This window comes from Ralstonia sp. AU12-08 (genome assembly GCF_000442475.1).
In the GTDB taxonomy this organism is placed as follows: domain Bacteria; phylum Pseudomonadota; class Gammaproteobacteria; order Burkholderiales; family Burkholderiaceae; genus Ralstonia; species Ralstonia insidiosa.
The window spans coordinates 42,691-68,116 of the sequence record NZ_ASZV01000029.1 but is presented as its reverse complement, the minus strand read 5'-3'; the positions used below and the strand labels follow the sequence as shown (position 1 = coordinate 68,116).

24 protein-coding genes, 2 pseudogenes and 1 other annotated feature are annotated in these 25,426 nt (G+C 63.5%); of the genes and pseudogenes, 14 read left to right on the top strand and 12 right to left on the bottom strand.

Features of this window, described 5'->3' with window-relative positions; genetic code table 11:
- Positions 1-96: 96 nt before the first annotated feature.
- Both C404_RS45030 and C404_RS45025 read right to left on the bottom strand, forming a co-directional pair.
- Positions 97-1,197: an IS110 family transposase gene (locus tag C404_RS45030; protein WP_021195341.1), complete on the bottom strand. Its 1,101-nt coding sequence runs from the start codon at positions 1,195-1,197 to the stop codon at positions 97-99.
- Positions 1,198-1,541: 344 nt separating this feature from the next.
- Positions 1,542-2,489: an IS5 family transposase gene (locus C404_RS45025; RefSeq protein ID WP_197495043.1), complete on the bottom strand. Its 948-nt coding sequence runs from the start codon at positions 2,487-2,489 to the stop codon at positions 1,542-1,544.
- Positions 2,490-2,799: 310 nt separating this feature from the next.
- On the opposite strand from C404_RS45025, the gene C404_RS45020 reads away from it, so the two are divergent.
- The 10 genes from C404_RS45020 (at position 2,800) to C404_RS58860 (ending at position 12,515) form a co-directional block, all read left to right on the top strand.
- Positions 2,800-4,323: a tubulin-like doman-containing protein gene (locus C404_RS45020; protein WP_021195339.1), complete on the top strand. Its 1,524-nt coding sequence runs from the start codon at positions 2,800-2,802 to the stop codon at positions 4,321-4,323.
- 12 nt (positions 4,324-4,335) lie between these two features.
- Positions 4,336-4,662 (top strand): hypothetical protein, encoded by a 327-nt coding sequence (locus tag C404_RS45015; protein ID WP_021195338.1) that lies wholly within the window; start codon positions 4,336-4,338, stop codon positions 4,660-4,662.
- A gap of 134 nt (positions 4,663-4,796) precedes the next feature.
- Positions 4,797-6,485 (top strand): tubulin-like doman-containing protein, encoded by a 1,689-nt coding sequence (locus C404_RS45010; RefSeq protein ID WP_021195337.1) that lies wholly within the window; start codon positions 4,797-4,799, stop codon positions 6,483-6,485.
- A 151-nt stretch (positions 6,486-6,636) separates the two neighbouring features.
- Complete coding sequence (locus C404_RS45005) at positions 6,637-7,452, top strand: CbbQ/NirQ/NorQ/GpvN family protein (protein WP_021195336.1); 816 nt, start codon at positions 6,637-6,639, stop codon at positions 7,450-7,452.
- Between the two features lie 7 nt (positions 7,453-7,459).
- The gene (locus tag C404_RS0130060) at positions 7,460-9,475 is read left to right on the top strand and encodes a nitric oxide reductase activation protein NorD (protein WP_152524449.1); all 2,016 of its coding nucleotides are present in this window, start codon (positions 7,460-7,462) and stop codon (positions 9,473-9,475) included.
- Positions 9,476-9,529: 54 nt separating this feature from the next.
- Entirely contained in the window at positions 9,530-10,522 is a 993-nt protein-coding gene (locus tag C404_RS45000) for a CobW family GTP-binding protein (RefSeq protein WP_021195334.1), read from the top strand.
- Between the two features lie 12 nt (positions 10,523-10,534).
- Entirely contained in the window at positions 10,535-11,374 is an 840-nt protein-coding gene (locus C404_RS44995; RefSeq protein ID WP_021195333.1) for a HoxN/HupN/NixA family nickel/cobalt transporter, read from the top strand.
- 15 nt (positions 11,375-11,389) lie between these two features.
- Positions 11,390-11,923 (top strand): TonB-dependent receptor plug domain-containing protein, encoded by a 534-nt coding sequence (locus C404_RS58865; protein ID WP_021195332.1) that lies wholly within the window; start codon positions 11,390-11,392, stop codon positions 11,921-11,923.
- A 39-nt stretch (positions 11,924-11,962) separates the two neighbouring features.
- Positions 11,963-12,133: a hypothetical protein gene (locus tag C404_RS60295; protein WP_021195331.1), complete on the top strand. Its 171-nt coding sequence runs from the start codon at positions 11,963-11,965 to the stop codon at positions 12,131-12,133.
- A gap of 67 nt (positions 12,134-12,200) precedes the next feature.
- Positions 12,201-12,515, top strand: coding sequence for a hypothetical protein (locus tag C404_RS58860; RefSeq protein WP_064803998.1), 315 nt, complete (start codon positions 12,201-12,203; stop codon positions 12,513-12,515).
- A gap of 4 nt (positions 12,516-12,519) precedes the next feature.
- Here C404_RS58860 and C404_RS44985 read toward each other — a convergent pair.
- From C404_RS44985 to C404_RS59390, 5 genes and pseudogenes are all read right to left on the bottom strand, one after another.
- Positions 12,520-13,574: pseudogene (locus tag C404_RS44985) on the bottom strand (IS3 family transposase); the annotation flags it as partial.
- Positions 13,351-13,467: a sequence feature (AL1L pseudoknot), on the bottom strand. It overlaps the preceding pseudogene by 117 nt.
- Before the next feature lie 365 nt (positions 13,575-13,939).
- A pseudogene (locus tag C404_RS61025) lies at positions 13,940-14,518 on the bottom strand (TolC family protein); the annotation flags it as partial.
- A gap of 172 nt (positions 14,519-14,690) precedes the next feature.
- The gene (locus C404_RS44980) at positions 14,691-15,659 is read right to left on the bottom strand and encodes an IS5 family transposase (protein ID WP_016445093.1); all 969 of its coding nucleotides are present in this window, start codon (positions 15,657-15,659) and stop codon (positions 14,691-14,693) included.
- A 161-nt stretch (positions 15,660-15,820) separates the two neighbouring features.
- Positions 15,821-16,132: a hypothetical protein gene (locus tag C404_RS44975; RefSeq protein WP_006226245.1), complete on the bottom strand. Its 312-nt coding sequence runs from the start codon at positions 16,130-16,132 to the stop codon at positions 15,821-15,823.
- Positions 16,133-16,418: 286 nt separating this feature from the next.
- The gene (locus C404_RS59390) at positions 16,419-17,159 is read right to left on the bottom strand and encodes a LysR substrate-binding domain-containing protein (RefSeq protein WP_435052318.1); all 741 of its coding nucleotides are present in this window, start codon (positions 17,157-17,159) and stop codon (positions 16,419-16,421) included.
- A 20-nt stretch (positions 17,160-17,179) separates the two neighbouring features.
- Here C404_RS59390 and C404_RS44970 point away from each other — a divergent pair, with 20 nt between their 5' ends.
- From C404_RS44970 to C404_RS59385, 4 genes are all read left to right on the top strand, one after another.
- Positions 17,180-17,548, top strand: coding sequence for a transposase (locus tag C404_RS44970; protein ID WP_004294255.1), 369 nt, complete (start codon positions 17,180-17,182; stop codon positions 17,546-17,548).
- Positions 17,545-17,874 carry an IS66 family insertion sequence element accessory protein TnpB gene (gene tnpB / locus C404_RS44965; RefSeq protein ID WP_021195326.1) on the top strand — a complete coding sequence of 110 codons (330 nt, stop codon included), beginning with the start codon at positions 17,545-17,547 and terminating at the stop codon, positions 17,872-17,874. Before C404_RS44970 ends, tnpB begins: the two co-directional genes overlap by 4 nt.
- 61 nt (positions 17,875-17,935) lie before the next feature.
- Complete coding sequence (tnpC, locus tag C404_RS44960) at positions 17,936-19,450, top strand: IS66 family transposase (protein ID WP_021195325.1); 1,515 nt, start codon at positions 17,936-17,938, stop codon at positions 19,448-19,450.
- Between the two features lie 110 nt (positions 19,451-19,560).
- Positions 19,561-19,866, top strand: a complete 306-nt coding sequence (locus C404_RS59385; RefSeq protein ID WP_013391827.1) for a helix-turn-helix domain-containing protein — start codon at positions 19,561-19,563, stop codon at positions 19,864-19,866.
- Positions 19,867-19,870: 4 nt separating this feature from the next.
- Here the strand turns inward: C404_RS59385 and C404_RS44955 are convergent, their stop codons facing one another.
- The 5 genes from C404_RS44955 to C404_RS44935 form a co-directional block, all read right to left on the bottom strand.
- Positions 19,871-20,761 carry a LysR family transcriptional regulator gene (locus C404_RS44955; RefSeq protein ID WP_013391826.1) on the bottom strand — a complete coding sequence of 297 codons (891 nt, stop codon included), beginning with the start codon at positions 20,759-20,761 and terminating at the stop codon, positions 19,871-19,873.
- 231 nt (positions 20,762-20,992) lie between these two features.
- Entirely contained in the window at positions 20,993-21,277 is a 285-nt protein-coding gene (locus C404_RS44950) for a CopK family periplasmic copper-binding protein (RefSeq protein ID WP_003090336.1), read from the bottom strand.
- A 128-nt stretch (positions 21,278-21,405) separates the two neighbouring features.
- Complete coding sequence (copD, locus tag C404_RS44945; RefSeq protein WP_016445094.1) at positions 21,406-22,332, bottom strand: copper homeostasis membrane protein CopD; 927 nt, start codon at positions 22,330-22,332, stop codon at positions 21,406-21,408.
- A gap of 4 nt (positions 22,333-22,336) precedes the next feature.
- Positions 22,337-22,723, bottom strand: a complete 387-nt coding sequence (gene copC, locus C404_RS44940) for a copper homeostasis periplasmic binding protein CopC (protein WP_008063308.1) — start codon at positions 22,721-22,723, stop codon at positions 22,337-22,339.
- A gap of 141 nt (positions 22,724-22,864) precedes the next feature.
- Positions 22,865-25,171 carry a heavy metal translocating P-type ATPase gene (locus C404_RS44935; RefSeq protein WP_231973086.1) on the bottom strand — a complete coding sequence of 769 codons (2,307 nt, stop codon included), beginning with the start codon at positions 25,169-25,171 and terminating at the stop codon, positions 22,865-22,867.
- Between the last annotated feature and the right edge of the window lie 255 nt (positions 25,172-25,426).

The window sequence follows — 25,426 nt, the reverse complement described above, 5'->3', positions numbered from 1 at the left end:
CGAGCTGGCCTGCTGCCGGTCTGACCTGTGATGTATCTCTGGCAACGGTGCTGTCAGGGTGACGGGGGAATCTGGACGAGGTGAATGGGTTGGATTTCAGGCGGCCAATTCGGGTGCCAGCCTGACCGGAGGCGGTGCCACATGGTTGGGATCGAAGCTCAGACCCCGGGTGAGCACGGCCCAGAGGATGCGGGCGTTCTTGTTGGCCAGGGCCACGACCGTCTTCTGCCAGCCAGCGCGGCGCTTGAGCTGCACCAGCCACTGGCTGACGCGGTCTTGCCGTTTCTCGGCGGTCATGACGGCGGACTTGGCGCCCTGGATGAGCAGGGTGCGCAGGTAGGCATCACCGCGCTGGGTGATGCCGCCCAGGCTGGCTTTGCCGCCGCTGGAATGCTGGCTGGGGACTAGGCCAAGCCAGGCGGCGAACTGGCGGGCATTGGCAAACTGCTTCAAATCTCCCACGCTGGCGGCCACGGCAGAGGCGGTGATGAAGCCCACGCCCATCAGTTGCATGGCCGCACTGGCTTGCGCGTTGCTGCGGGCGTGCTGGGCAATGCGCTGCTCGCACCAGTGGATCTGCAGGTCCAGGTGGATCCAGTGCAGGTGCAGCTGCTGCAGACCCAGGCGCAGGTCACCGGGTAACTCGTTGCTGGCGTCTTCCAGCGTCTCGCCCAGCTTGGCGCGCAGCTTCTCGGGGCTTTGGGGGAAGACCAGACCGAACTCGCCCAGCAGGCCGCGCAGGCGGTTGATGCAGCCGGTGCGATCGGCCTTGTAGCCCTCGCGCAGGCGGTGCAGGCTCAGCACGCCCTGTTGGGCGGCGGACTTGATGGGCACGAAGCGGGTGCGGGGCCGGCCGGCGGCCTCGCAGATGGCGGCCGCGTCGTTGGCATCGTTCTTCCCGCTGCGGCCCTGCACCCGGTAAGGCGTGACGAAGTGGCCAGCCATGAGGCGCGGATCCAGGCCCAGCAGGCGAAGCGCTCGGCCCAGGTGGTGAGCGCCGCCGCAGGCCTCCATCGCCACCATGCAGCCCGCAGGCAGCGTGGCCGCCCAGGCCAGGAACTTCTGCGGTGACATCGCCCGGGCCAACACCACGCGCTCACTGCGATCCACCGCATGCACCTGGTAGACCTGCTTGGCCAGATCCACCCCCACACGCACGATGACACCGCATGCCGCACCTCGTGTAATCTCGCTCATGGACTTCCCCTTTCCGATCAGATTGAACTTCCGCGAGTCAATCTTGGTACCTCGATACCGTCACAGGACTGGGGAAGTCCCTTCGCATTCGATCTGCAGGCACGAGTCACATGTGGACAGTGTGTGCGCCACGCCGGTGCGCGCGCCCTCGATGTGGCCCGCCGTCGGCGAACCATTCGATTCAATCCCAAGCTAGGGAAGGTCTGCACAACTCGCAACCCGGCGTGGTGGTGCGCTGAGACGATGGGAATGTGATGCAGCTGAAGGCAGATTCGCTTCGGTTTCTCTGCTCGCAGGCCCGAACAGGCCTGCGAACCGGGCAATTTGCCGTGCGGCGGACGCACTCATGCCATCGCTCCGACGAGCTTGCGCCGCGCCATCCACAGATTGGCCAGCGCAAACAGCGTGTGCAATTGCGCCGTGTTCTTGGCCAGCCCGCGGTAGCGCACCTTGATGTGCCCGAACTGGCGCTTGATCACTCGGAACGGGTGTTCGACACGTGCCCGGATGCCTGCTTTGACCTTCTCGAACTGCTCGGTGAGGGCCTCGATCGGTTTGGTCTGATCCAGCATGCGACGCTTGCCCGGACGCATGGCGATGTTCCAACTCACACCAGCCCTGGCGTCCGGTCTCTTGTCGGCGCCCCGATAGCCGGCGTCGGCGTAGACCTCGCGGTCGCTCGGGCGCACCAGGCTGTTGGCCTCGGTCACGTCATTGACCGCGCCGCTGGTGCCTCGCACGGTGTGGACCAGGCCCGATTCGAGGTCCACCCCGATGTGGCACTTCATGCCGAAGTACCACTGCTGGCCCTTCCTGCTTTGCTTCATCTGCGGGTCGCGCTCGCCGCTGCTGTTCTTGGTCGAACTCGGCGCAGCGATCAGCGTGGCATCCACCACCGAGCCACCCTTGAGCATCACGCCCTTGGCGCTCAGCAGGTCGTTGACGGTCTGCAGGATCTGCGCGGCCAGCTTGTGCTTCTCCAGCACATGCCTGAACCGCAGGATCGTGCTCTCGTCGGGCAGCCGCTGGTCCCAGCCTTCGAGCCCTGCAAACTCGCGGAACACCGGCATGTCGTGCAGCGCCTCTTCCATCGCTGGATCGCTCAGAGTGAACCACTGCTGCATGAAGTGGATGCGCAGCATGGTCTCCGGCGAGAACGGCGGACGGCCTCGCTTGCCCTCCGGCAGAAACGGCGACACCAAGGCCACCAGATCCGCCCACGGCACCACCTTCTCCATCTCGTCCAGGAACTCCCGGCGCCGCGTTCGCTTGGTCGTCTGTCCCAAACCCAGGCTGTGCTACTTCATGGCCCGTATCGTCTCAGCGCTTCACGTTGGCGCCAAGCACCACGGGTTGCGAGTTGTGCAGACCTTCCCTAGGGAATTCCTCTAGGATCGATGTGACAGAGAACCTCTTGACATGGCTTATGGAAGAACACATAGTTCACTCATCAAATCTCTAGTCCGCGACGGCAGCACGGCCGTGCAGGACAAGGGCACAAGAGCCCACCCTCGACGCAAGTCGGAGGTGGGCTTTTTTTTTGTCGCAACAAATGCCTGCAATGCAGGCATGACGGCAAGAACCACGGAGCCATCGAAAGCAATGAGTTCGACAGCAGGTCTGGACATTCAGCGCGGCAGGCCATTGCCGGCCATCGGAACGACCGAGGCCAAGCTGCAGCAGCGCAAACTCGACGCACTCAAGCGCGGCGTGCATCGGATCAAGGACGCTTCCACCCTGGTCTACGGCATTCATTTGGTCGGCGTAGGCGGTGCCGGGGCGAAGATCATCGAGCGCTTCCTGCGAGATGCGCCCCCGGACTTGTTGAATGTTCCGGGCTCACGACTGAGCGCGCTGGTCGTCGATATTGGCGACGATGATCTTCATGGAGTGCGAGAGCAGGCGAAGCGATTCGACACCGGGCAGGCGCATATTGAAACGGTCTCGCTGCCAATGGTGTCGAGGGGAACGCTGGACGACACATTGGCGAGGTATGTTGACTTTCTGAAGCTGGAATATCCGCTGTACCACCCGAATCCGAGCTCCGGGCAGTGGCTTCCCGACATTCCAGTGCAGCTTGCAGAGGACGGCACAGTTCCGCGCGCCATCGCTAAGGCTATCTATGGTCGTTCGTACTACGACGGCGACCGACCCATGCTCCACGCCCTCAAGCGATTTGCACGCAGCGTGGAAGCGACGCAAGGAGACTCACTGGTCTGCATGGTGTTCGGGCTGGGTGGAGGTACGGGCAGCGGCATCGCAGTGGATCTCGCTCGCCATCTCTCGCAGGGCCTCTTCGGTCGTCGTGTGCTCGTCGCCGGCATCGGCATCCTGCCCCACGAGCAGGAACTCGACGCGAAGGCGGCGGCCCTGCACACGGCCATGTGTGAACTCGACGTGCTCTGTGATGAGACCAAAAACAGCGGTGTCACCCAGTCGTGCGGTGAGCAATACAGGAACCCCTTCACTGCCGGATTCGTGGTCGTGCCCCAACCTCCCGGCGCAAGCGTTGCAGGCACAAGGGACATCATCGATGGTCAGGTGACATCGCTGTTCCTGCAGCGCAGGGGTGCAAACCTGTGGGAGGCCCTGCGGCTGCTGAATTGGGTTGCGGCGCCATCGACACAGCACTCAGCAGCGCGCACGCCATGGGGTGCCAGGTGGATCCACGCCTTCGGGTTCGGCCACGATCGCAGGTCCCCCGCAGGCGTCGACGTGCGCTCTGCGCTCGGACTGCAGCAGGGGTATTCCCCGGAGTTCATCGAACTGCGAACCTCGGGAACCTCGGCGGACGAGTCGGTGGCTCTGGGCTGGGCGACAACGCTGAACGAAGCGCTGACCCCCGAGTTGGCCACCCAGCCCGTTACCGGGGGGCCCGATGGGTGCGTGCAGTTTCTGCTGCCTCGCATGGCGCGCAGCGACCTGCTCATGACGCAGAAGGCGCTCGCGGCGTATCGAGAACTCCCGATGCCGCAGCGGCATGCGCATCACTCCCTGCTTCTTGAACAAGGTGTACTGCTTTGCGAGCCTTCCACCCGGTTGCAGGGCATGGCCGGCGCGAGCCTGGGCTCGGGGCACCAGTGGGTTGCAGTGCCCCTCGATCAGCTAAACGGTCTGTACGAATAGAAGGAGTCAGCGATGCCACTCGTATGGAGCGAGGTCGTGGCCAAGTACGGGAATGGGTATCGGGTCCCAACCGTGGCCGGCAAGAAGTTCCTCATCATTTCTCACGTCGACGAAGAGGCGATTCACATCGAGTCGCCGATCTGGACGGCGCGGCTGCAACGCAAGAACCTCGAGAAGGGCGTCGAGCTGATCGAGGCCGGGACCATCTCCCGGGACCCTGGCCTGTTCGTGGAGGACTACATGCTGTATGTCGCCCACGAGCGCGCCTCGTCGGTCTGCCACATCCTTCGAGACCTCGGCATTCTCGACCAGACCGAGACGTTCACGATTCGCTGTTAGCCCGCACGACGGGCGCCGCAGAGCATGCACAGCGTCCAGCGGACGGCACCGCTGTGGCGATTGACCCACCCCGGCCCTTCGGCTCTTTCCTTGTCTGCCGACACTTTTCACTATCAACCAATCGGAGCTATTCGATGACTTCTTCTATCTACAACAGCGCCACTGGCACCCAGTCACCGCACTGCATCCATGCGATCGGCATCGGCAGGACCGGCGCCGCTTACATCGAGGCGCTGCTTCGCACCGGCGAGGTCGAGGACCTGCTGGCGGACCCCCGGGCCACCTTTGCCGCGATGGTGGTCGACATCGGCGACCAGGACATGGGCGCCGCCATCGACTACGCCAACTCGTTCAAGCAGCGGCTGCAGTCGCGCGGCATTCCCGCCGATCGCTTCAACTTCCAGGCTGTGGCGCTGCCGGTGCCCGATCGACAGGAGTTCTTCGAAGGCCTGAACCGCACGCGGGAGTTCCTGAAGCTGGAATACCCGCGCTACTACTGGAACCCGAACTTCGAGTCCTACGTTTCGCACAAGTACGTGCTCCCGCCCGCGGGCAGCCACTTCCCACGGCTCGTCGCCAAGGGCATCTATGCGAACGCGTACTACGCTGGCGACAAGCCGATGGACCGTGCGCTGCGCAGCTTCGTGGACACCGTGGAAAAGGCGCAGCTGCCGTCGATGGTGATGGTTGCATTCAGCATCGCCGGTGGCACGGGCAGCGGCATGGTGGTCGACTTGGCTCGTCACCTGTCGAACGTCAGATTCGGGCGCCGCATTCCGGTGATTGGGGTCGGCCAGCTGTCGCACGTCGGTGATCCCGAGTCGGTGAACAACAATGCCGGCCAGTACTGCGCGCTGAACGAGCTGGACTGCATGCTCGACGACGACAAGAACAACGGCGTCACCGCCGTATGGGGCGAGCTGTACCGCAGCCCGTTCACCGGCGGCTTCTTCGTGGTCAACCCCGAGCACAGCTGGCACCGCCTGACCGCCTACACGAGCACCGGCGAGAAGGAGGTCCGCCAGGGCTTCAAGCAGATGGTGACCAACCGCTTCGTCGCCGACTCGTTCATGCGGTTCGCCGTGATGGACTACGGCCGTGTGTTGTTCCGCGCCCTGCGCCCTGCCGGCTTCACCGGGGCACCGCACGAGACGCTGTCTTCCAAGTCGCGCAACTGGACGCTGTTCGACGTCGCCAAGCTGACCCACCCGGGTGTGCAGGTGCTGCCTGGCGAGTCGGGCTCGAAGTGGCAGTCGGTCATCGCGCAGTGGGTGGACTTCATCCCCGAGTACAGCGGCCTGCGCGACGGCTTCAAGACCGACTACGCGGAAGTCCACGTGCATGCCTCGCGCGACATGGGCTTCGAGAACATCGAGAAGGGCGTCAAGGAACTGATCGCGAAGAACTACCTGCTCGAGGGTGACTCGACCTACCAGTCGTACACGCACGAGTTCTTCGACGCGCTCACCTCGTACGCCAACATCATCCTGCCTGGCGTGGCGAAGACCGACCTGAAGGCCTTCTGGGCAAGCCGGGACAACTACGACAAGCTGGACTGGGAGACCAAGCTCCACGAGCATGCCTGGCTGGTCGACATCGGCCCGATGCTGTCGGAGCCGGCGATCCGGTTCGAAGGGATGGCCGGCGAATGCATCTGGGGCTGCGCATGCTGGGTCGTGGTGCCGTACGACGTCGTCCGCGGCGACAAGCTGCCACCGCCGAACCGCAAGGTCATCCTCGAAGAAGGAATCGCGATGATGACGAAGACCGTCGCCAAGACGCCGGGCGGCGACCCGAAGAAGGCCGCGAAGGCGCACGCGTGATCGGCGGCGAAGCCTGATCTCATGGTCCCGGGGGCTGCCACGACAGGCGGTTCCCGGGCTAGTCTCCCACGTTCACAGTTCCATGCGACCGCCATGGGCCTGTGCAAGCGTGTTGTCGGATGTTTGCCCGACGCAGTAACCGGACCCCGTCATGGACGACAAGATTCGCCCCTTCCTGATCGAGCATGAGCCCTACTACCGAACGGCGGGCAACGAAGTGCAGTTGTTCAGCGCGGCAATGGCACGCGGTCTGCCGATGATCCTGAAAGGTCCCACGGGCTGCGGCAAGACGCGGTTCGTCGAGCACATGGCCTGGCGCCTGAAGCTGCCGCTCGTGACGATGGCCTGCAACGAGGACATGACGGCCTCGGACCTGGTCGGGCGCTGGTTGCTGGATGCCGAAGGCACGGTGTGGCACGACGGTCCGCTGACGATGGCCGTTCGCCATGGCGCGATCTGTTACCTCGACGAAGTGGTCGAAGCACGCCAGGACACCACCGTGGTGATCCATCCGCTGACCGACGATCGGCGGATCCTGCCACTGGACAAGCGCGGAGAAGTCGTCAAGGCGCACCCCGACTTTCGGCTGGTAGTCTCCTACAACCCTGGCTACCAGAGCGTCGCCAAGGACATGAAGCCGTCGACGCGCCAGCGGTTCGGGGCCATCGACTTCGACTTTCCGGAAGCGGGTGTCGAGACCGAAGTCGTCGCGCACGAAAGCCAGATCTCCCCCGAGATCGCTGCCAAGCTGGTCGCCATCGCCAAGCAGTCCCGAGCCCTGCGAGGCCGCGGCCTGGACGAGGGCATGAGCACCCGGATGCTGGTGCATGCCGGGGCGTTGATCAACGAGGGCATCGCCGCGCACGACGCCTGCGTGCTGGCGATGATCTCGTCGCTGACGGACGATCACGACATCCAGCAGGCGCTGGCCGGCTTCGTGGAAGGCCAGTTCGGGCCGCGCGGGTGAGCGAATCGTGACGTTTCGATTCTTCCATCTGTCAGGGCCAGCAGCCGAGCGGCGGCTGCAGATGCTCCGAGCCGTCGATCAAGAGACGCACGAAGCGCTGCTGGAGGCGCTCCCTAGGCTGGCGGATCACCTGCCGGATGAGGCGGCCTGCGCGGCGCTGGCCGAATTGCTGGCCCAGGTAGCGACGGAGGACGCGGCGGCGGCGTTGGCCCTGACGCAGCGTTTCGCCAATGAACCGGAGATCGCAGCAGACGCCGTCGGCCTTCGCAAGTGGGTGCTCCATGGTCTCCAGACCGAGCGAACCGATCTGAAGCGACGCCGCGCGCACTTCCAGTGGGGCGATCCGCGTTTGTTCAGCGACCAGCGCACCGAGAGCGACACGGCGCATCTGCTGGCCAGGCGCGAAGCATTGCTCCACTACCTGGGTGGCTTTGTCGGTCACCGCCAAGGGCTGGACCTGCACGAACCCCAGGATCCCAAGCTTCCGCAGCCCGCGGCCAGCGTGAACGAGGATCTGATCAGGATGCCGCGCCGCTTCGACGGCATCGCCGCTGCCGACCGCGACCTCTTGTACCGCGCCACGATGGCGCACATTGCCGCCCATCTGCGGTTCTCGCCCTTGCGCCGCGCTGCCGGGAACCGCCGCCCCATGCTCCTGGCCACGATGTCGTTGTTGGAAGACGCGCGGGTCGAGCGCCTGATGATGAAGGAGTACCCGGGCCTGCGTGCCGTTTGGGGCCGCTTCCATGATGCTACGCGTGAGTCTGTAGGCTTCCAATTTGAGGGCCTTACGTCGCGGCTCGCGCGCGCCCTTCACGATCCGAGCTACGAGGATCGCAACGACTGGGTCACCAAGGCCAGGACCGCGTTCGAGGAGATTGCGGCACGTGATCTCGGGGACGTCGCCGCGTTCGACCGGCTTGCCCGCGAGCTGTCCATCGCCATGGGCAGGATGAGGCAAGTGGTGGCCCCGCACTACAGGCCGTATCCGTCCTATCGGGACGATAACGCGCTGCTGTGGGACTTTCTCAGCAACGCGCCGGTCGATGAAGCGGCAGAGGAAGTCGTGACCGACTTCGAGATCCGCGCCGAGGCGCCCCCGCCGCAAGATGACATGCTCGCCAAGGTGGACCTGAGGCGGCGCTACCGCTATCCCGAGTGGGACCATCAACTCGAGGCGCTGCGCGACGAGTGGGTCACCGTGATCGAGCCCATGGCATCCGCACGCGCGAAGTCTGTGGCCGCGAGGAAGGCGGCCGTCGCGCATCGATTGAAGCTGAAGGGGCTGGATCGGACCCCCGACCGGTCCATTCGTCTGAACCGGCTGCCCGAAGGCGATGAACTCGACCTGAACGCCGCAGTCGACAGCGCCATCGAACGCCGCTCCGGGATTGCGCCCGACGGTCGTGTGTTTCGGCGGCACGGCCGGAGGAGGCGCAAGACGGCCATCGTGCTCCTGATGGACCTGTCCGTGTCCACGGGGAGATTCGTTCCCGGCAGCTTCACCACGGTGATGGAGGTAGAGAAGCGGGCGGCCACGGTGGTGGCGCAGGCCCTGGACCAGCGTCGTGATCGGGTGGCCATCCATGGCTTCGCCTCGAACGGGCGTCATGAGGTGCACTACCGGAGGATCAAGGATTTCGACGAGCCCTTCGGGGATGCGCAGCAGGCGGCCCTGGAGTCACTGGAGGGGGATCTTTCGACCCGAATGGGTGCCGCCATTCGACACGCCGCGGTCGCACTGGACGGTGAACAGGCCGACCAAAAGGTGATTCTGGTGTTGACCGATGGAGAGCCTTCGGACATCGACGTCGTCGAGGACGACTACCTGGTCGAAGATGCACGCCATGCCGTCGCCACGGCTGCAGGGCGTGGCATTCGGACCTTCTGCCTGACGCTGGATCGCCGGGCCGATGCATACGTGCGCAGGATCTTCGGTGCACGCAACTACATGATCGCTGAGCGTGCAGACACATTCGCTGGTTGGGCCGGCCAGACGCTAGTCCGCCTGGCGGCTCACTGAACCTGATTGTTTTTCGGCTTGCCCTGTAAGGGAACGCCAACTTGGAGCATCAAGATGACCATCGCCGCACTGGAACAAGCACCTCACCGAAAGATCCCGGTGACGGTGATCACGGGCTACCTCGGCTCGGGGAAGACAACGCTGCTCAACCACATCCTGACCCGCCAGCAAGGCAAGAAGGTTGCTGTCATCGTGAACGAGTTCGGTGAAGTCGGGATCGACGGCCAGTTGATCGAGAACGACGAGGACGAGCAGCTCATCGAGTTCAACAACGGCTGCCTGTGCTGCACCGTGCGGGGCGACCTGATCGAGACCATCGGCAGGTTGCGCGAGAAGAGCGATCAACTGGACGCCATCATGATCGAGACCACCGGCCTCGCCGACCCGGCACCGGTGGCCTCGACGTTCTTCGTCTCGGACGAGGTGCGCAACGACACTCGCCTCGATGCGTTCGTGACCGTCGTCGATGCGGTCAACGTGGAGAAGAACCTCGAGCAAAGCGTGGAGGCGCAGGAGCAGGTTGCCTTTGCCGACATCATCCTCGTCAACAAGACCGACCTGGTGGATGAGGCGGCGCTGCAGCGTGTCGAACGCAGGATCCGGACGCTCAATCCGATGGCGCGCTTCCTGAGGAGCGCGCACAGCCAGGTGGACCTGGCACAGGTGCTGAATGTCAACGCCTTCCAACTGGAGGCCAAGCTCGCAGTGGACCCTGAGTTGCTCAACGACCACGAGCACGAGCACGATCCTGCCATCACCTCGGTGGTTCTAAACGAGGATCGGCCGATCGACATGAACCGCTTCATGTCGTGGATGGGACCGTTGCTGCAGCAAGAGGGGGATCGATACCTCCGAACCAAGGGAGTCTTTCATGCGCACGGGTTCGACGAGCGCGTCGTCTTCCAGAGCGTGCGCATGCTGACGTCAATGGCCCGCTTCAACCCCTGGAGCGTCGGCGAAGCACGCCGGACGGAATACGTCGTGATCGGTCGCGATCTCGACAAGGATCGCCTGGCCGACGGTTTGGCCGCTTGCGTTGCTCGCTGAAGGAGGTCGGTCATGGAAGCTGAACTGCAAGCGCTCAACTCGTTCACGGGCCTCCTGCTGATGTTCGTGCTCGGCTTGCGCCACGGTTTGGATCCCGATCACATCGCGTGCATCGACGGGCTCACGTGGCGGGCCCTCCACCACCATCGCAAGGAGGCCGTGTGGATTGGCACGCTATTCGCGATTGGGCATGGTCTGCTGGTGACTGCGATTGCCGCCGGCGTCAGCCAAGTGACGCACAAGGTGGACGTGCCCGAGACGGTGATCGCAGTTCTCAACTGGGTGCCGACGGCACTACTTCTGCTCGTCGGCACCTTGAATCTTCGCCTACTTCTGGTGTCGAAGCAGGCTTATCAACCGACCGGTTGGAAGCTCAGGCTGATCCCCGCGCGGCTGCGGAATCACAACAGTCCGTTCGCGGTGATTGCCATCGGAGTGCTGTTTGCGACGGTGTTCGACACCGCTACGCAGGCGTCGGCCTGGGGCTATGTGGCGAGCAACAAGGGCGGTGGCTTGCTCGCCGCCGTGGCAGCCGGCCTGACGTTCACCGTCGGCATGATCATCACGGACACGTTGGACGGTCGGCTCATCTGTCACGTGAACCGGAGTTCGAATGCCGCTCAGGTCGGACCCAAGTACCGGCGGGTTCTCGGTTGGCTGATCGTCTCAATCTCCTACGGGGTTGCCAGCTACAACATCCTGTCGGCCTTGCTGCCTGAGATTGAACTCGACGACAAGGCCTTCTCGCTGACGGGTGCCTCGCTGATCGCGGTCATGGCATTGCTGTGGGGCTGGTTGCATCACTTGCACCTGCGCCGGGCCGGCGTTCTGCCAGCTCGCTCCTCGACCTAGGAAGTCCGCTCAGCCATGATCAGCTACTCCAATGGCGCAGCACAGCTGCGCGTGCTTCACGGACAAAGACTACCGACCTGGTGGCTGCTTCCGGCATGGCCAATTTCTTGGACGTTCGCCGTGCTGCTCGGCACTAGCCCGGGTCCATCGCTGGCGGCAGAAGGGGCGGACCTGGTAGTTCAACCGGCGGTGTCACCAGAGTCGGGCGCTGTCGGGCTTCAGCGGATCAAAGTCGTCGGCCGAGGAGCAAGCCGGATCGATCGTGCGAGCACGGCCAGCGAGGGTAGTGTGAGCGGCACGGACCTCGCGGTGCGGCCGCTTTTGCGGACAGCAGAGCTCCTCGAGGCAATGCCCGGTATGATCGCCGCCCAGCACTCCGGGGGTGGCAAGGCCAACCAGTACTTCCTTCGCGGCTTCAACCTGGACCATGGAACCGACTTCAGCCTGCTGGTCGACGAGGTCCCGTTGAACTTCCGCACCCACGGTCATGGGCAGGGCTATCTCGATGTCGGTGGCCTGATCCCGGAGATCGTCACCCGCATCGACTAACGCAAGGGCCCCTACCGCGCCGATGCCGGCGACTTCAGCATGGTGGGGATGGCCTCGGCCGTGACCGCTGATTCGTTCGACCACCCATTCGCTGCGGTGGAGGACGGCCGCTTTGGTTATCGCCGAGTGGTGGCGGGCCAGTCCTGGAAGCTCGGCGACGACACGGACGTGCTGGTGGCAGCCGAGCAAAAGCGGTACGACGGACCCTGACAACTCCCCGAACAACTGGACCACTCGTCCTTCTACCTCAAGGGAAGTCATGGGGCGGGGGGGGACTTTGCGTGCGAGCCTAGCGCTCTATCACGCGACGTGGAGCCCCACGGAGCAGATCCCCGAGAGAGCGATCGGCACGCTGATTCGCGACGAGTTCGGCGCCCTCGATCCCGATCTGCGCGGCCGTACGGACCGGTCCATTGCGTCGTTGCGTTTCGATAGCGATGACTGGCGAGCATCGGCCTACGTTCAACACTACAACTGGAACCTTCTCTCAAACTTCACCTTCTACCTCGACGATCCCGTCAACGGCGATCAGCTGCAGCAGGTCGACAAGCGATTGAACCGCCCCGGGTGTTGCGGAGGCCGGTTGGTTTAAGTGCTCATGCCGCCGCGGCCGACTGCTCGGCGAGTTGGCGGTAGTAGTTTGCCTCGGCCTCAGCCGGTGGGATGTAGCCCAGTGGCCCCATCAACCGATGGTTGTTGAACCAGGAGACCCAGGTCAGGGTTGCCAGTTCGACCGCCTCGCGGCTTCGCCAAGCGCGGCGGTGGATCACCTCAGCCTTGTACAGGCCGTTGATGGTCTCGGCCAGCGCGTTATCGTAGGAGTCGCCCTTGCTGCCCACCGAGGGCTCGACGCCGGCTTCGGCCAAACGCTCGGAGTACCGAATCGACACGTATTGCGAGCCGCGGTCGCTGTGATGGATCAGGCTGCTGTCGCGCTCGGGCTGCCGGTCGTACAGCGCCTGCTCAAGCGCATCGAGGACGAAGTCGGTGGTCATCGATGTGCTCACTCGCCAGCCGACGATGCGCCGGGCAAACACGTCCACGACGAAGGCCACGTACAGCCAGCCCTGCCAGGTCGAGACATAGGTGAAGTCCGAGACCCACAACTCGTTCGGCCGATCAGCACGGAACTACCGATTCACCTTGTCCAGCGGGCATGGGGTCTTCGGATCGGCCACGGTCGTGCGCACGCTCTTGCCGCGGCGCACACCCTGCAAACCCAGACGGCGCATCAGGCGCTCGACCGTGCACCGCGCCACGGTCAAGCCTTCGCGGTTCATCTGCATCCGGACCTTGTCAGCGCCGTAGACCTGCTGGTTGTCGTTCCACACACGCTCAATGGTCGGCAACAGCCGCACGTCTCGTTGCGACCTGGCACTGCGCAGATCCGGCTCACGCACCCGGGCTGCGTGCCTGCGGTAGGCCGACGGGGCGATCTGCAGCACCTCGCGGATCGGCTCGACCCTGTGGACGCCGCGGTGTTCGTCCACGAGCCGATACATCACTTCAGTCGGCGGTCGAGCTCCGCCTGGGCGAAAAACGCGCTCGCCAGCTTCAGGATCTCGTTGGCTCGGCGAAGCTCCTTGACCTCACGTTCCAGGTCCTTGATCCGCTGCGCCTCTGCCGTGCTGACGCACGTTCGGCGTCCAGACGCTCCAACTCGTGCCGTTTTGCCTCGATCATGGGCACTTGGCGTCGATCCTTCTGCCATGGCAGATCGAATGTCACCTGGAATGACACCATGTCGCCCCATCGGCGATCCCGCCGGCTATAGGCAATCTCCCAGGCCCAATCGCCGCGGGTCTCTGATTGGGCTTCGCGGGACTCGGCCCGGGCCATGCTTTGCATCGCCGGATAGAGTTCAAGCTCCGCGTGATTCGCCAGTTCTGTGCGCAGTTGCGCGACGGGGTGAGTGAGCGGGCCTGGATCGCCTTGCAGTGCTTCGTCGGCCCTGGAGCCCACCCAGCGCCGCAATGCGGCCCTGGCCTTGGCCCGGTCCCGCTGTAGATCGTCACGGCGGTCCGTGAGTGTCAGCGCCTCCTGTTGCGCGACCAACAGGTCGCCAGTCTGGGCCGTGCCGCCGGCGACGCGAGCGGGGAGACTGTCTTGCAGGCGCTGGTTCTCCGCGAGCAGTTCCGTCAGCAGTATCTCCCGTTGCTCCACCGCCTGCGCGGCGATCCACGCCAGGCTGAGTTCCTGGCGGATCTGCAATCGCTGCAAAACCAGCGCCGCGCGCTCTCGATCCACACGCGCCTGCGCACTGGCGACCTGGGCGTCGCGCTTGGCCCTGTTGGGCACTTCCTGCATGAGCGCCAGGCGCTGCATCGTCATGGATTCGCGCGTCATGCTCCAGCGATCCATGCCGCTGATGGGATAGTTTTCGATGCCGAGCGAGAGCTTGGGGTCGGGCAGCGAGCCTGCTGCCTTCTGCACGGATTCGGCGACGTTGACCTGCAACTGCTGCGCGCTTATGCGCGGGCTCTGCTGCTCCGCGATAAGGCGTGCCTCAGCAAAATCGAGGGCGTAGGCCACAGGCGAAACAAGCGCACTGCCTGCCAACGCGATGCTGATAGCTTTCAGACGATGCAATCGCATCGAGGCCGGCGTTGTGCCTCGGCCGTACGCTGACGGGCGCCCCTCGGGAAGGTCTGATCAAAGCGCTCTGATGCTTGGATTTCAGCGTCAAGGCGCCAAGTCGACCTCGATATGATGGATTTTGCGCCGTTTCTGACGCTTTTCGACGGCTTTCCCCGTCCAACAGACGGATTTACCCCGTCGGCAGCAACAGACGTCGCCGCGCCATCCACAGATTCGACAGCGCGAACAGCGTCAACACCTGCGCCGTGTTCTTCGCCAACCCGCGATAGCGCACCTTGGTGTAACCGAACTGCCGCTTCACCACTCGGAACGGATGCTCCACCTTCGCCCGCAGGCTGGCCTTGAAGTGCTCCCAGCGTTCGGCGTATTTGCGATCACGCTTGTTCTTCATCGCACGAAGCTTCGACGGCTTCTCCGCGATCCAGAACGCAGCCTCCACGCCTTGCAGCTCCTCGCGCTTGTCCGCGCCCGTGTAGCCGCTGTCGCCGCAGATTGTGTCTTCCTTGCCGTGCAGCAGCTTGTGCACCTGCGTCACGTCGTTGACGTTCGCCGCCGTGCACTCCACGTGGTGCACCAGGCCCGACTCCTCGTCCACGCCAATGTGCGCCTTCATCCCGAAGTGCCACTGGTTGCCCTTCTTCGTCTGGTGCATCTCCGGATCGCGCTTGCCGTCCCTGTTCTTGGTCGAACTCGGCGCCGCGATGATCGTGGCGTCCACGATCGTGCCGGCCTTCAAGCTCTGGCCCTTGCGCGCCAGGTGCGCGTTCACGCGCTCCAGGAGCTGCGGCGCCAGATCATGCGTCTCCAGCAGCCGGCGGAAGCTGAAGATCGTGGTCTCGTCCGGAATGTTGTCCAGCCCGCTGAGGCGGGCGAAGCGGCGCATCACCGCCGTGTCGTACAGCGCCTCTTCCATGGCCGGGTCACTGAGCGCGTACCACTGCTGCAGGAAGTGGATGCGCAGCATCGTCGCCAGCGCGTACGGCTGCCGGCCACGCTGGCCCATCTTCGGGTAGTGCGGTGCGATCAGCGCCAGCAATGCGTTCCACGGCACAACCTGCTCCATCTCCGCCAGGAAGATCTCGCGTCGCGTCTTCTTCCGCTTGCCCGTGTGTTCCGCGTCCCCGAAGCTCAGCTGCATCGTCGTCATCCGTCGAACCTTGCGCTATTGTCGCCGAGGAATTGTTCAGAGCATCCCTCGGGGGCGCCAAAAAAGGGAGTAAACATGGTTGTCCTCGGAATTGGTGTTCACGAAATCACGTGGTCTGCCGCATCGGTGCGCGGCGAGCACGGACACATAAATCAATTCCGCAGGACTTGGAACGTGAGGTAGATCGGCGGAAAGCCCGCGCGGGGATTGGGAGGAATGTAGGTAACGTGCCGCCTGAGGGCTACCCGGTCGAGAACCAACCCGGGCAGCGAGTTGGCGAGCCACATCACGTGCGCCGCGAGAAACTGAATGTCCAGCCCCTGCCATGAAAGCGCCGACTCCCGATCGCCACTGCAATGAGCGTGGCACAACTGTGGCGCTTCGCTGTCCATGGAATCAGGCATGCCGGTGCAATCCGACATTGGCAACTTGTCAGCCTGCTGCATCGAGATCGTGGCACGCATTTGCGTGGTTTCCACAGATGCCCTCGGGTCTGGCTTGGGACAGACGTACATCGCCATCGCAACCTGCGAGAAAAGCAAGGTTACGACTAGGCCGCTGGTAATCCAGCGGCTCCATCTTGCGAGAAGGCGCCTTAAGCCGATCATGTGGACATACTATTGGAAGTTGTGGGGAGTTGAATTGATCAAGGTCAGTTTCCAGGATGAATTGATGCGTCTGGACGGCGCCTTGGCCCGAACCGGCATCCACTGCAAATCCACCGGCAAGGGCGGGCACCGCACGTGGCTGTCATGCTTTACGCGCCTCGGCAACTCGCAAGGCTCTAAGCTCAAATCGATCAGCTACAAGATTCGTCTGTCCCGAGAGTCGCTGCAGGTGCGTAATGACCTCGTAGGGGCCATCGGCTATTGGACGCGTGCAGATTCCGCACTGGCTAGCGGTTTCGATGCGTGATCGCGAAGAAATCCCTACGCCATATCCAGCTGCGACCCAGAGCAACAACATCTCAAAAGAACTGACATGCTGGACATTCGGCCTTTCCGTTGATGACATGGAGGACAGGTACTGGTCCAGCGAAGGAGAATATTCGGCCTTCCATCGAAACACGGAGTGCTCCTTAAGTTCGTCTATTCTGATTGACTGCTGCCGGAGCAGTGGGTATCCCAGCGGCGTGGCAAGAGCTGTCGCCTCAAACCAAAGAGAAAGACTCTTCAGCGAAGAATCGCTCACCTGCTTCAGAGAAAGGCCGACGTCGAAGCGCCGTTTGTAGAGGCCTGTAATGAGATCGCTCGTCGTAACCTCATTAAATTCCATAAAAACTTCGGGCTCCTCCGCGCGCTGCAGGGCAAGCAATGCAGCTAGGTTCGAAGAGGCCACACCAGGCGCTATGGCGAGCCTGAGCTGTGGGCGTGGGCTGGTGGCGTCGTGCATGAGAGGCCCCAAGAAGCGATAAGACAAGGATGGAAAGTCGTAAGCACCCGGCGAACCCACCTTCCTCCAGCCGCTTAGCACATTGAAGATCGTGTCCATCAATTTTGATGGTGGGCACTATGGATGTCGTCATCCCGCGCCGGACCCGGCGCACGCACAGCGAAGCCTTCAAACAATCGGTGATCTCGGCTTGCCGTGAGCCTGGCGTCTCGGTGGCGGGCGTGGCTCTGGCCAACGGCCTGAACGCCAACCAGGTCCATCGCTGGATGCGCGAGCGCGGGATCGCGCCGCCGAGCCGGCGCAAGCCGCTCAGCGCTGAGCTCACGACGCTGTCTGAGCCAGGCTTTGTGCCGGTGCGGGTTGCATCCGCCGTTGAGGCGCCGGTGATCCGCCTCGAGGCGCAGCGGGGTAACGCCCGCGTGAAGCTCGAATGGCCGCTCCAGGCGGCCGATGCCTGTGGCGCGTGGTTGCGCGAGTGGCTCGCATGATCCGTATCGAGGCCCTGTGGCTGTCGGCCGCGCCCCTGGACATGCGTGCAGGCATGGACACGTTGCTCGCGCAGGTGGTGCGCGTGTTCGGCGAGGCCCAGCCGCATCACGCCTACCTCTTCAGCAATCGGCGCGGCACGCGCTTGAAGGTGTTGGTCCATGACGGCTTCGGGGTGTGGCTCGCATGTCGGCGTTTGAACCAGGGCCGGTTTCACTGGACCGAGGGCCAGGGCGGTGTCGCACTGACCCGGGCGCAGTTCGATGCGCTGGTGCTCGGGCTGCCGTGGCAACGGCTGGGCGATGGCGGTGTGATCCGGACACTCTGAGCCCGCGCTATCGGCGAATGCCCCGATGGCGGCGGAGACGTGCATCGGACATGATCGATCCATGCCGCTGCCCGCCGACCTCGATCAACTGGATGCCGACACCTTGCGTCGCCTGCTCATCGAGCAGGAGCGCGAGCTCGTGTGGCGTCAGACCAAGATCGAGCGGCTCACGCATGAGCTGGCGCTGCACAAGCGTCATCGCTTCGGCGTGAGGACCGAGCGCCTGTCCACCGAGCAGGTGCAGCTCTTCGAGGAGACCGCCGAGGCCGATCTTGCGGCGATGAGCGAAGAGCTCGAGCAACTCCAGCCCAGTGTCGGCACGTCGACGCCCAAGGGCCAGGCCCGACGCAAGCCGCTGCCGCCCGAGCTGCCGCGCACCGAGATCCGTCACGAGCCCGACTCGACCACCTGCGCCTGCGGCTGCCCGATGCGCCGCATCGGCGAGGACGTTGCCGAGAAGCTCGACTACACCCCGGGCCGCTTCACCGTCGAGCGCCACATCCGGGGCAAGTGGGCGTGCGCAGCGTGCGAGACCCTCGTGCAGGCGCCGGTGCCGGCGCACATCATCGACAAGGGCATCCCCACCGCCAGCTTGCTCGCCCAAGTGCTGGTGGCCAAGTATCAGGACCATCTGCCGCTCTACCGTCAGGAAGGCATCTTCGGTCGGGCCGGGTTGGCGATCCCGCAATCGACGCTGGCCCAGTGGGTGGGCCAGAGCGGCGTGCATCTGCAGCCGCTGGTCGATGCGCTCAAGGCCGACCTGCTGGCGCACCCCGTGCTGCACGCGGACGAGACCCCGGTGGCGATGCTCGATCCGGGTGCGGGCAAGACGCACCGCGCCTACCTGTGGTCCTACAGCGTCGGCGCGTTCGATCCGATCAAGGCGGTGGTCTACGACTTCGCCGACAGCCGCGCGGGTCGTCATGCCCAAGCGTTTCTGGGCGACTGGCGCGGTACGCTGATCTGCGACGACTACGCCGGCTACAAGGCGCTGATCGCCCAAGGGGTGACCGAAGCCGGCTGCATGGCGCACGCGCGGCGCAAGTTCTTCGATCTCGCTGCCCAGGGCCAGAGCCAGATTGCCAGCGAGGCGCTCGAGGTCATTGGCCAACTCTACGGCGTCGAACGCGAATCGGCTGAACTCGACATCGATGCCCGGCAGCGCTTACGACAAGCGAAGGCCCGCCCCATCCTTGAGCGTCTGCATGCGTGGCTCTTGCAGCGGCGCACCCAGGTTCCCAACGGCTCGGGCATTGCCCGCGCTATCGATTACAGCCTCAAGCGCTGGGCCGCGCTCACGCACTACGTGGGTGATGGTCGCGTGCCCATCGACAACAACTGGATCGAGAACCAGATCCGGCCGATTGCGCTCGGGCGCAAGAACTGGCTGTTCGCGGGTAGCCTGCGGGCGGGCCAGCGTGCCGCTGCGGTCATGAGCCTGATTCAGTCCGCGCGGCTCAACGGCCATGAGCCCTTCGCGTATCTGAAGGATGTGCTCGAAAGACTGCCGACCCAGCCCTACAGCAAGATCGGGGAGTTGCTGCCGCATCGTTGGCAGCCGAGCGACTGCGCCTGAGCGAAACGGCAAGACGGGTTTGCCGGGCGCTTACGGAAAGTCTTCATGATAGCTAGTTTGAGTTAAACTTAACGTGGTTAAATTGTCGGGACTGTTCGACGCTTCCAAGGATGGAGAAGCGAACTGTCCGACGAGGCCGTCCCCCAGGCACTACCACTTTCGACGCCGAGCCAGCGTTGGCATTCGGAGCGGCCGTTCGTGTCGCCCGCCTGACGCAAGGTATTGCTCAGGAAGAACTGGCTGCGAAAGCAGGGATCGAGCGATCGCACATGGGCAAAATAGAGCGTGGGGAGCACATGCCCACTCTCGCTCTGATCTTAAGAATCGCCGCCGGACTCAAGCTTAGTGCTGCGGAACTCGTCAGCGCAGCCGAACGCAATCTTCGTGCTGCGGCGCACGATTCAGATGGGCATTGACGCTTTAGTCATCCGGAGGTCCTCGCAGACGTTCCATGAAGCGATCCAGCGAAACCGATGAGTTGCTGCTTTCTGGCCGAAGCAGATAGGTTGTGATTACCGCCGTGTCCTGCGCCAGAGGGCGAATCACCACGTCCGGCCTCTGGCTGATGGGAATCTTGGTCGCTGTCATGAAACCAATCCCATAGCCTGCGCCGACCAGCGTTAGCATCATGTCCAGCGACGACACTTCTTCGACAACGTTGAGCCTGTGTTCCAGAACCTGTAGCAGCCGATTTAGTTCTCGGCAGTAGCCTTCGCAGGCCAGTTTGTCGCACAGAACCAGTGGGTGACCCTGAAGTTCGTTGAGCGGAACTTGCTTGTGCGCAAGAAGCGAGTGCCGCGCTGGCACGGCGATCACAATCGGGTCTCGCCAGATCGGTTCAGCCACGATGCCTTCGCCAACATCCGCCGCGTGTGCAAATCCGATCGTGAAGTCGCCAGACCGTAGGCCCCGTATCTGCTCGGTCAGCGGTACCTCGGAGAGACGTATCTCGACCTCGGGCTCTTCCGCGCGGCAACGAGCTAGGAACGCCGATAGTCGTGGGTCCATCGCACCATCGGAAATTGCAATGCGCAGGCTGCCCCTCAGGCCCGCGGCAATGGCTCTGGCATTCTCACGCGCTTGCTCCAGGACAGTGAAGAGTCGGCGGGTGTCCTGCAAGAATGCCGCCCCCGCCACGGTCAGCCGTGTACCCCTGCGGTCGCGGTCAAACAGCGTGACCCCAAGCTCATCTTCCAATTCCTTGATCGCGCGAGACAAGGGGGGTTGCTCTATATGCAGCCTCTCGGCCGCCCGCGTGAAATGCAACTCCTCTGCCAAGACGACAAAGCATCGTAGATGACGCAACTCCATAAATCGGGCTCCTCGCAGGTTCTCATTCGCGCAAGATGTCCCGTGGACGAATCACGGTGGATGTGGAGGCTGGATCCATTCCAGGGAAGTTGATGCGCTTGACATCGCAAAAACTGGCATCTTGAGCGCTCGTGGTTGCTCGTGACGCGTCCCAATCGCGCGCGCCCAATCGGGGCGCGCGTCTCTGTCACACTGTGCAGAAGCTTTGAAAAGCACCGCACACCCGCGGCGTCATCCGCCGTGCTCTTTTTGTAGCAGCGAGCCGAGGCGAGCGACTTCATTGCTGGTGATCGCGATGTTGCGCCCATCCTTCGTCGACACCGAAGCCCCGACATTGAGATAGACGGCGCGCCCGAAGCGGCTTTCCTGTGCCATCTTTCCGTCCTTGAAGATGTACAGCGTTCCCCCGTCAGCCAAGGGAACCATCTCCTTGGCTGCTTGGGCTGCTGCATGACCGGCGAAGGCTGGCACGGAGAGAGCGCTCAACAGGGCGGCAATGACAATTTGCGATTTCATGATCGACTCCTTTGTAAAAACGACGACAACTTGCGCCGCGTCGTTAAATGTAGAAGCAGGCGGTCTACAGAGGGCTTACCCGTGCATTACATTCAATTCATGCGCTGTCATCTGCCGCCCATGAAGGATTAGGTTCCAGTGGGAGACAAGATGCCAAGCCATGCAACGCTCGCCAGAACCAAAACGGCCAAGGTTGCCTCCGTGAACAGACTCTGCCTAAGCTTGATGACTGCCTGTGCGCGATTGCCTGCCTTCAAAGCTGCCTCCAGGCTCGGGCTCAACCGATACCGATTGGCAGCAGCCAACGCCAGCATGCCTGCGAAAAGCAGGAGCTTTACCATCAGCAGCCGGCCATACAGCGTCGAGATGAGCGGATCAAACGATGGTCCGGCGATCAACAGGTAATTGAGAGTTCCACTCACGACGAGTGCAGCCACGATCGCTGTACCTATGCGAGCAAAGCCATTCGACGTCCGACTGAGGACCGCTACCGGGTCTTGCGCGACATCCCGCTTGTGGGATGCCAGCATCAAGAACGCCAACAATGCGCCCACCCAAGCGCCCGCTGCCCAGAGGTGGGTGATATCCGACGCAAGATGGATGTAGCCGCGAACGCCGTCGTCCATGGCGCCGTGGCCTGCCCACGCAAGGGTCGCCAGCGCCACGCCGGTGGAGAGCGCCATCACTGCAAATCGCAAGGTAGCGTTCAATTTCAACATTGCGACGAGCACACACACCAACAGCGCGAGGATGCGAATGCACCAGGCGATGCCCATGTGCGTGCCCGTAATGAGCATGTCGAAAACGTGCGTTGACAGCTCCGCGTAGCTTTGGGCGCCGGACATGGCCTTGGCCATGACCGTCATGCCCCACATCGACAGGGCAATGCCGATGGCAGCGGATGCGCCAATGAGGACGCGATAGCGGCGCGAGATCGTCGAGGATCGCTCGTCGTTGCCCAAAGCATAGAGTCCGAACATGGCGACGCCAAACGCCGCCGCCAGGTCCAGATAAAGCGCCAGGCGCAGGACGATGGTCAACCAATCCCCGGCCATGGGCTTACTTCACCTTGAAGGTGACGTTACCCGTGATCGGATGCGTGTCCGAGGAGACGGCACGCCATTCGACGCGATAGTCGCCGGGCTGGAGCGCCTGTGCTGGCGTGATGACCATGGTCTTGCCGTCGCCGGCACCCGCGACGCTGGCGTTGATCTTCATCGGGCCATGGCTCGCCATTCCCGGCATGCCAGTCATGACAAGGCTCGCGGCGGAGAACTGCGGCACCAGCGTTTCGGAGAACTTCAGCTCGATGGTGGCTGGCGCGGAAACCTGCGACTTGTCGGCTGGCGTTGAAGACACCAGCGAAGGATGCGCGAATGCGGCGGTGGCGAACAGACCAGCAGCGATCGGCGCGACGAGCTTGGCGATGAAATGTGAACGGGTCATAGAGATTTCTACCTTGATGTGTGAGGAGTGGTTTAAGAACGAAGTGCCGAGATAAGGCTTGCACCTTCGCAACGGCGTGGAACGAAAGAAACGGTTCGCTGGGCGATAGCAGGCTCCTGTAGGTTCAGAAAGAAAATCCGGTCACAGTCGGCTCGCTCTCAGGCGCAAGGCGTTGCCAACGACCGACGCCGAACTCAGGCTCATCGCCAATGCTGCGATCAGCGGCGACAGCAGCCAGCCCGTGAGGGGATAGAGAACCCCGGCGGCGATGGGGATGCCCAGCGCGTTGTAGAGGAAGGCGAACATGAGGTTCTGCTTCATGTTGCGCACGGTACTCACCGAGAGCGTGCGAGCGACAGCGATGCCACGCAGGTCGCCCTTGACCAGCGTGACCTGGGCGCTGTTCATCGCCACGTCGGTTCCCGTTCCCATGGCGATGCCCACGTCTGCCTTCGCCAAGGCCGGCGCGTCGTTGATGCCGTCTCCGGCCATGGCGACGATGCGTCCTTCTTTCTGCAGTCGCTCGATCAACATGAGCTTGTCCGCCGGCTTGACCTCACCATGCACCTCGTCGATGCCTAGGCGTGCACCGACGGCTTTGGCGGTGGTCTGCCCGTCCCCGGTGGCCATGATGACCCGCAGGCCCGCAGCCTTCAACGCGGCCAGGGCCTCGGGGGTGCTGCCCTTGACCGGATCGGACACGGCGAGCAAGCCCGCGAGCTGCCCGTCCACCGCCAGGTACATGACGCTGGCCCCTTCGCCGCGCAGAGCTTCGGCCTGGGGTACGAGCGGTTCCACCGATACGCCAGACTGTTCCATCAGCACTGTGTTGCCCAACGCCAGTTGCCGGTGCTCAACCTTTCCGCGCACGCCGATGCCGGTTCCCGATTCAAAGCTCTGAGGCTTCACGAGTTGGAGGCCCTGGGCACGCGCGGCCTGCACGATGGCGTCGGCCAGGGGGTGTTCACTGCCCTGGTCCAGGCTGGCCGCAAGACGCAGCACCTCATCGTTCGTAAAGCCGGGCGCTGCGACGACCTGATCGAAAGCAGGTCGGCCTTCGGTCAGGGTTCCTGTCTTGTCGATGACGAGGGTATCGACCTTGCGAAGATTCTCGATCGCCGCGGCATCGCGGAACAGCACGCCCTGCGTGGCGCCACGGCCCGTTGCGACCATGATCGACATCGGCGTGGCCAGACCCAGCGCGCACGGGCAGGCGATGATCAGGACGGCCACCGCATTGATGAGTCCATAGACCCAGGTGGGCTGCGGCCCGAAGAATCCCCAGACAAAGAGCGTCGTGACCGCAATGGCGACGACGGCCATCACGAAGTAGCCGGCAACGACATCGGCCATGCGCTGCATCGGCGCCTTGGAACGCTGCGCCTGGGCGACCATCTGCACGATCTGCGACAGAACGGTGTCCGAGCCGATCCGCTCCGAACGCATGACCAGCGCGCCACTGGTGTTGAGTGTGGCCCCGATGACCTTGTCGCCCACGCGCTTGCTGACGGGCAGCGGTTCGCCGGTCAGCATGGACTCGTCAATCGAGCTGCTGCCCTCGTGCACGATGCCATCCACCGGCACCTTCTCGCCGGGTCGGATGCGCAGCAGGTCGCCGACGTGCACATGGCTGAGCGGCACGTCTTCCTCGCTGCCGTCCGCATTGATGCGCCGTGCGGTCTTGGGCGCCAGCCCCAGCAGCGACTTGATGGCCGCCGAAGTCTGGGAGCGGGCTTTGAGTTCCAGCACCTGGCCGAGCAGTGTCAGCGAGATGATGACGGCGGCGGCCTCGAAATACACGCCGACCCGTCCCATGGACATGAAGGAAGCTGGAAACACTTCCGGCGCAACGGTTGCCACGACGCTGTAGATGAATGCCGCACCCGTTCCCAGGCCGATCAGTGTCCACATGTTCGGGCTGCGGTTGACCACGGACAGCCAGCCGCGGGAGAAGAAGGGCCAGCCGGCCCACAGCACGATCGGCAACGACAGCACCAACTCGACCCAGCTCTGTGTAGCCATGTCCATCAGGTGCAGCCGCTCGCCCAGCATCGCCAGCGCCAGGACCACGAGCGTCAACGGCAAGGTCCACCAGAAGCGACGCGAGAAGTCACGCAACTCCGGGTTGTCGTCGTCGAGGTCGGGCAGCAGAGGCTCCAGCGTCATCCCGCACTTGGGGCAGATTCCCGGATGATCCTGGCGGATCTCCGGGTGCATCGGGCAGGTGTAGATTGTTCCGGGTGCGGTTGGCGATGCCGCCGGGGCCGGTGAAACTGCGGTGCTGGCATGGTGATGCGGTGCATGGCCGCTGCCTGTGCCTATGCCCGCGCCACCGCTGGCATATCGCGCCGGATCGGCGTCGAATTTGGCCTTGCATCCGGTGCTGCAAAACAGGTACGTGTTCCCCAAGTGCGTGGAGCGGTGCTCCGACGCCGCCGTGACCGCCATCCCACACACCGGATCTCGTGTCGAGGCATCGGGCTGCGAGTGGCTTGAGGGCCCGCCCGCATCGTCACTTCCAGCATGGCTGGCGTGATGGTGGTGGGTATGCGTGCCGGACGTTGTGGCACCCGCCGCCATGCCTGCGTGCTCATGTCCTGAAGACTTGCTGGGTGAATTCATAGTGACAAGTGCCCTCCGCCGTTAACCGTTGGTGTCTGGTGATCGCAGCAGGCCGCACGCGCGCAAGGAGACAAGCGCGGC

Coding starts and splice junctions, on each gene's coding strand:
- copD (WP_016445094.1), bottom strand. CDS start 22,332: ATGGCCGGGGATTGGTTGACCATCGTCCTGCGCCTGGCGCTTTATCTG.
- C404_RS45015 (WP_021195338.1), top strand. CDS start 4,336: ATGCCACTCGTATGGAGCGAGGTCGTGGCCAAGTACGGGAATGGGTAT.
- C404_RS44950 (WP_003090336.1), bottom strand. CDS start 21,277: ATGAAATCGCAAATTGTCATTGCCGCCCTGTTGAGCGCTCTCTCCGTG.
- C404_RS58865 (WP_021195332.1), top strand. CDS start 11,390: ATGATCAGCTACTCCAATGGCGCAGCACAGCTGCGCGTGCTTCACGGA.
- C404_RS59390 (WP_435052318.1), bottom strand. CDS start 17,159: ATGGACACGATCTTCAATGTGCTAAGCGGCTGGAGGAAGGTGGGTTCG.
- C404_RS45000 (WP_021195334.1), top strand. CDS start 9,530: ATGACCATCGCCGCACTGGAACAAGCACCTCACCGAAAGATCCCGGTG.
- C404_RS44970 (WP_004294255.1), top strand. CDS start 17,180: ATGGATGTCGTCATCCCGCGCCGGACCCGGCGCACGCACAGCGAAGCC.
- C404_RS44980 (WP_016445093.1), bottom strand. CDS start 15,659: ATGCAGCTGAGCTTCGGGGACGCGGAACACACGGGCAAGCGGAAGAAG.
- tnpB (WP_021195326.1), top strand. CDS start 17,545: ATGATCCGTATCGAGGCCCTGTGGCTGTCGGCCGCGCCCCTGGACATG.
- C404_RS44975 (WP_006226245.1), bottom strand. CDS start 16,132: ATGCGTGCCACGATCTCGATGCAGCAGGCTGACAAGTTGCCAATGTCG.
- C404_RS59385 (WP_013391827.1), top strand. CDS start 19,561: ATGGAGAAGCGAACTGTCCGACGAGGCCGTCCCCCAGGCACTACCACT.
- C404_RS45005 (WP_021195336.1), top strand. CDS start 6,637: ATGGACGACAAGATTCGCCCCTTCCTGATCGAGCATGAGCCCTACTAC.
- C404_RS44995 (WP_021195333.1), top strand. CDS start 10,535: ATGGAAGCTGAACTGCAAGCGCTCAACTCGTTCACGGGCCTCCTGCTG.
- C404_RS45020 (WP_021195339.1), top strand. CDS start 2,800: ATGAGTTCGACAGCAGGTCTGGACATTCAGCGCGGCAGGCCATTGCCG.
- C404_RS45030 (WP_021195341.1), bottom strand. CDS start 1,197: ATGAGCGAGATTACACGAGGTGCGGCATGCGGTGTCATCGTGCGTGTG.
- C404_RS45010 (WP_021195337.1), top strand. CDS start 4,797: ATGACTTCTTCTATCTACAACAGCGCCACTGGCACCCAGTCACCGCAC.
- C404_RS60295 (WP_021195331.1), top strand. CDS start 11,963: ATGGTGGGGATGGCCTCGGCCGTGACCGCTGATTCGTTCGACCACCCA.
- C404_RS44935 (WP_231973086.1), bottom strand. CDS start 25,171: ATGGCGGTCACGGCGGCGTCGGAGCACCGCTCCACGCACTTGGGGAAC.
- tnpC (WP_021195325.1), top strand. CDS start 17,936: ATGCCGCTGCCCGCCGACCTCGATCAACTGGATGCCGACACCTTGCGT.
- C404_RS44955 (WP_013391826.1), bottom strand. CDS start 20,761: ATGGAGTTGCGTCATCTACGATGCTTTGTCGTCTTGGCAGAGGAGTTG.
- copC (WP_008063308.1), bottom strand. CDS start 22,723: ATGACCCGTTCACATTTCATCGCCAAGCTCGTCGCGCCGATCGCTGCT.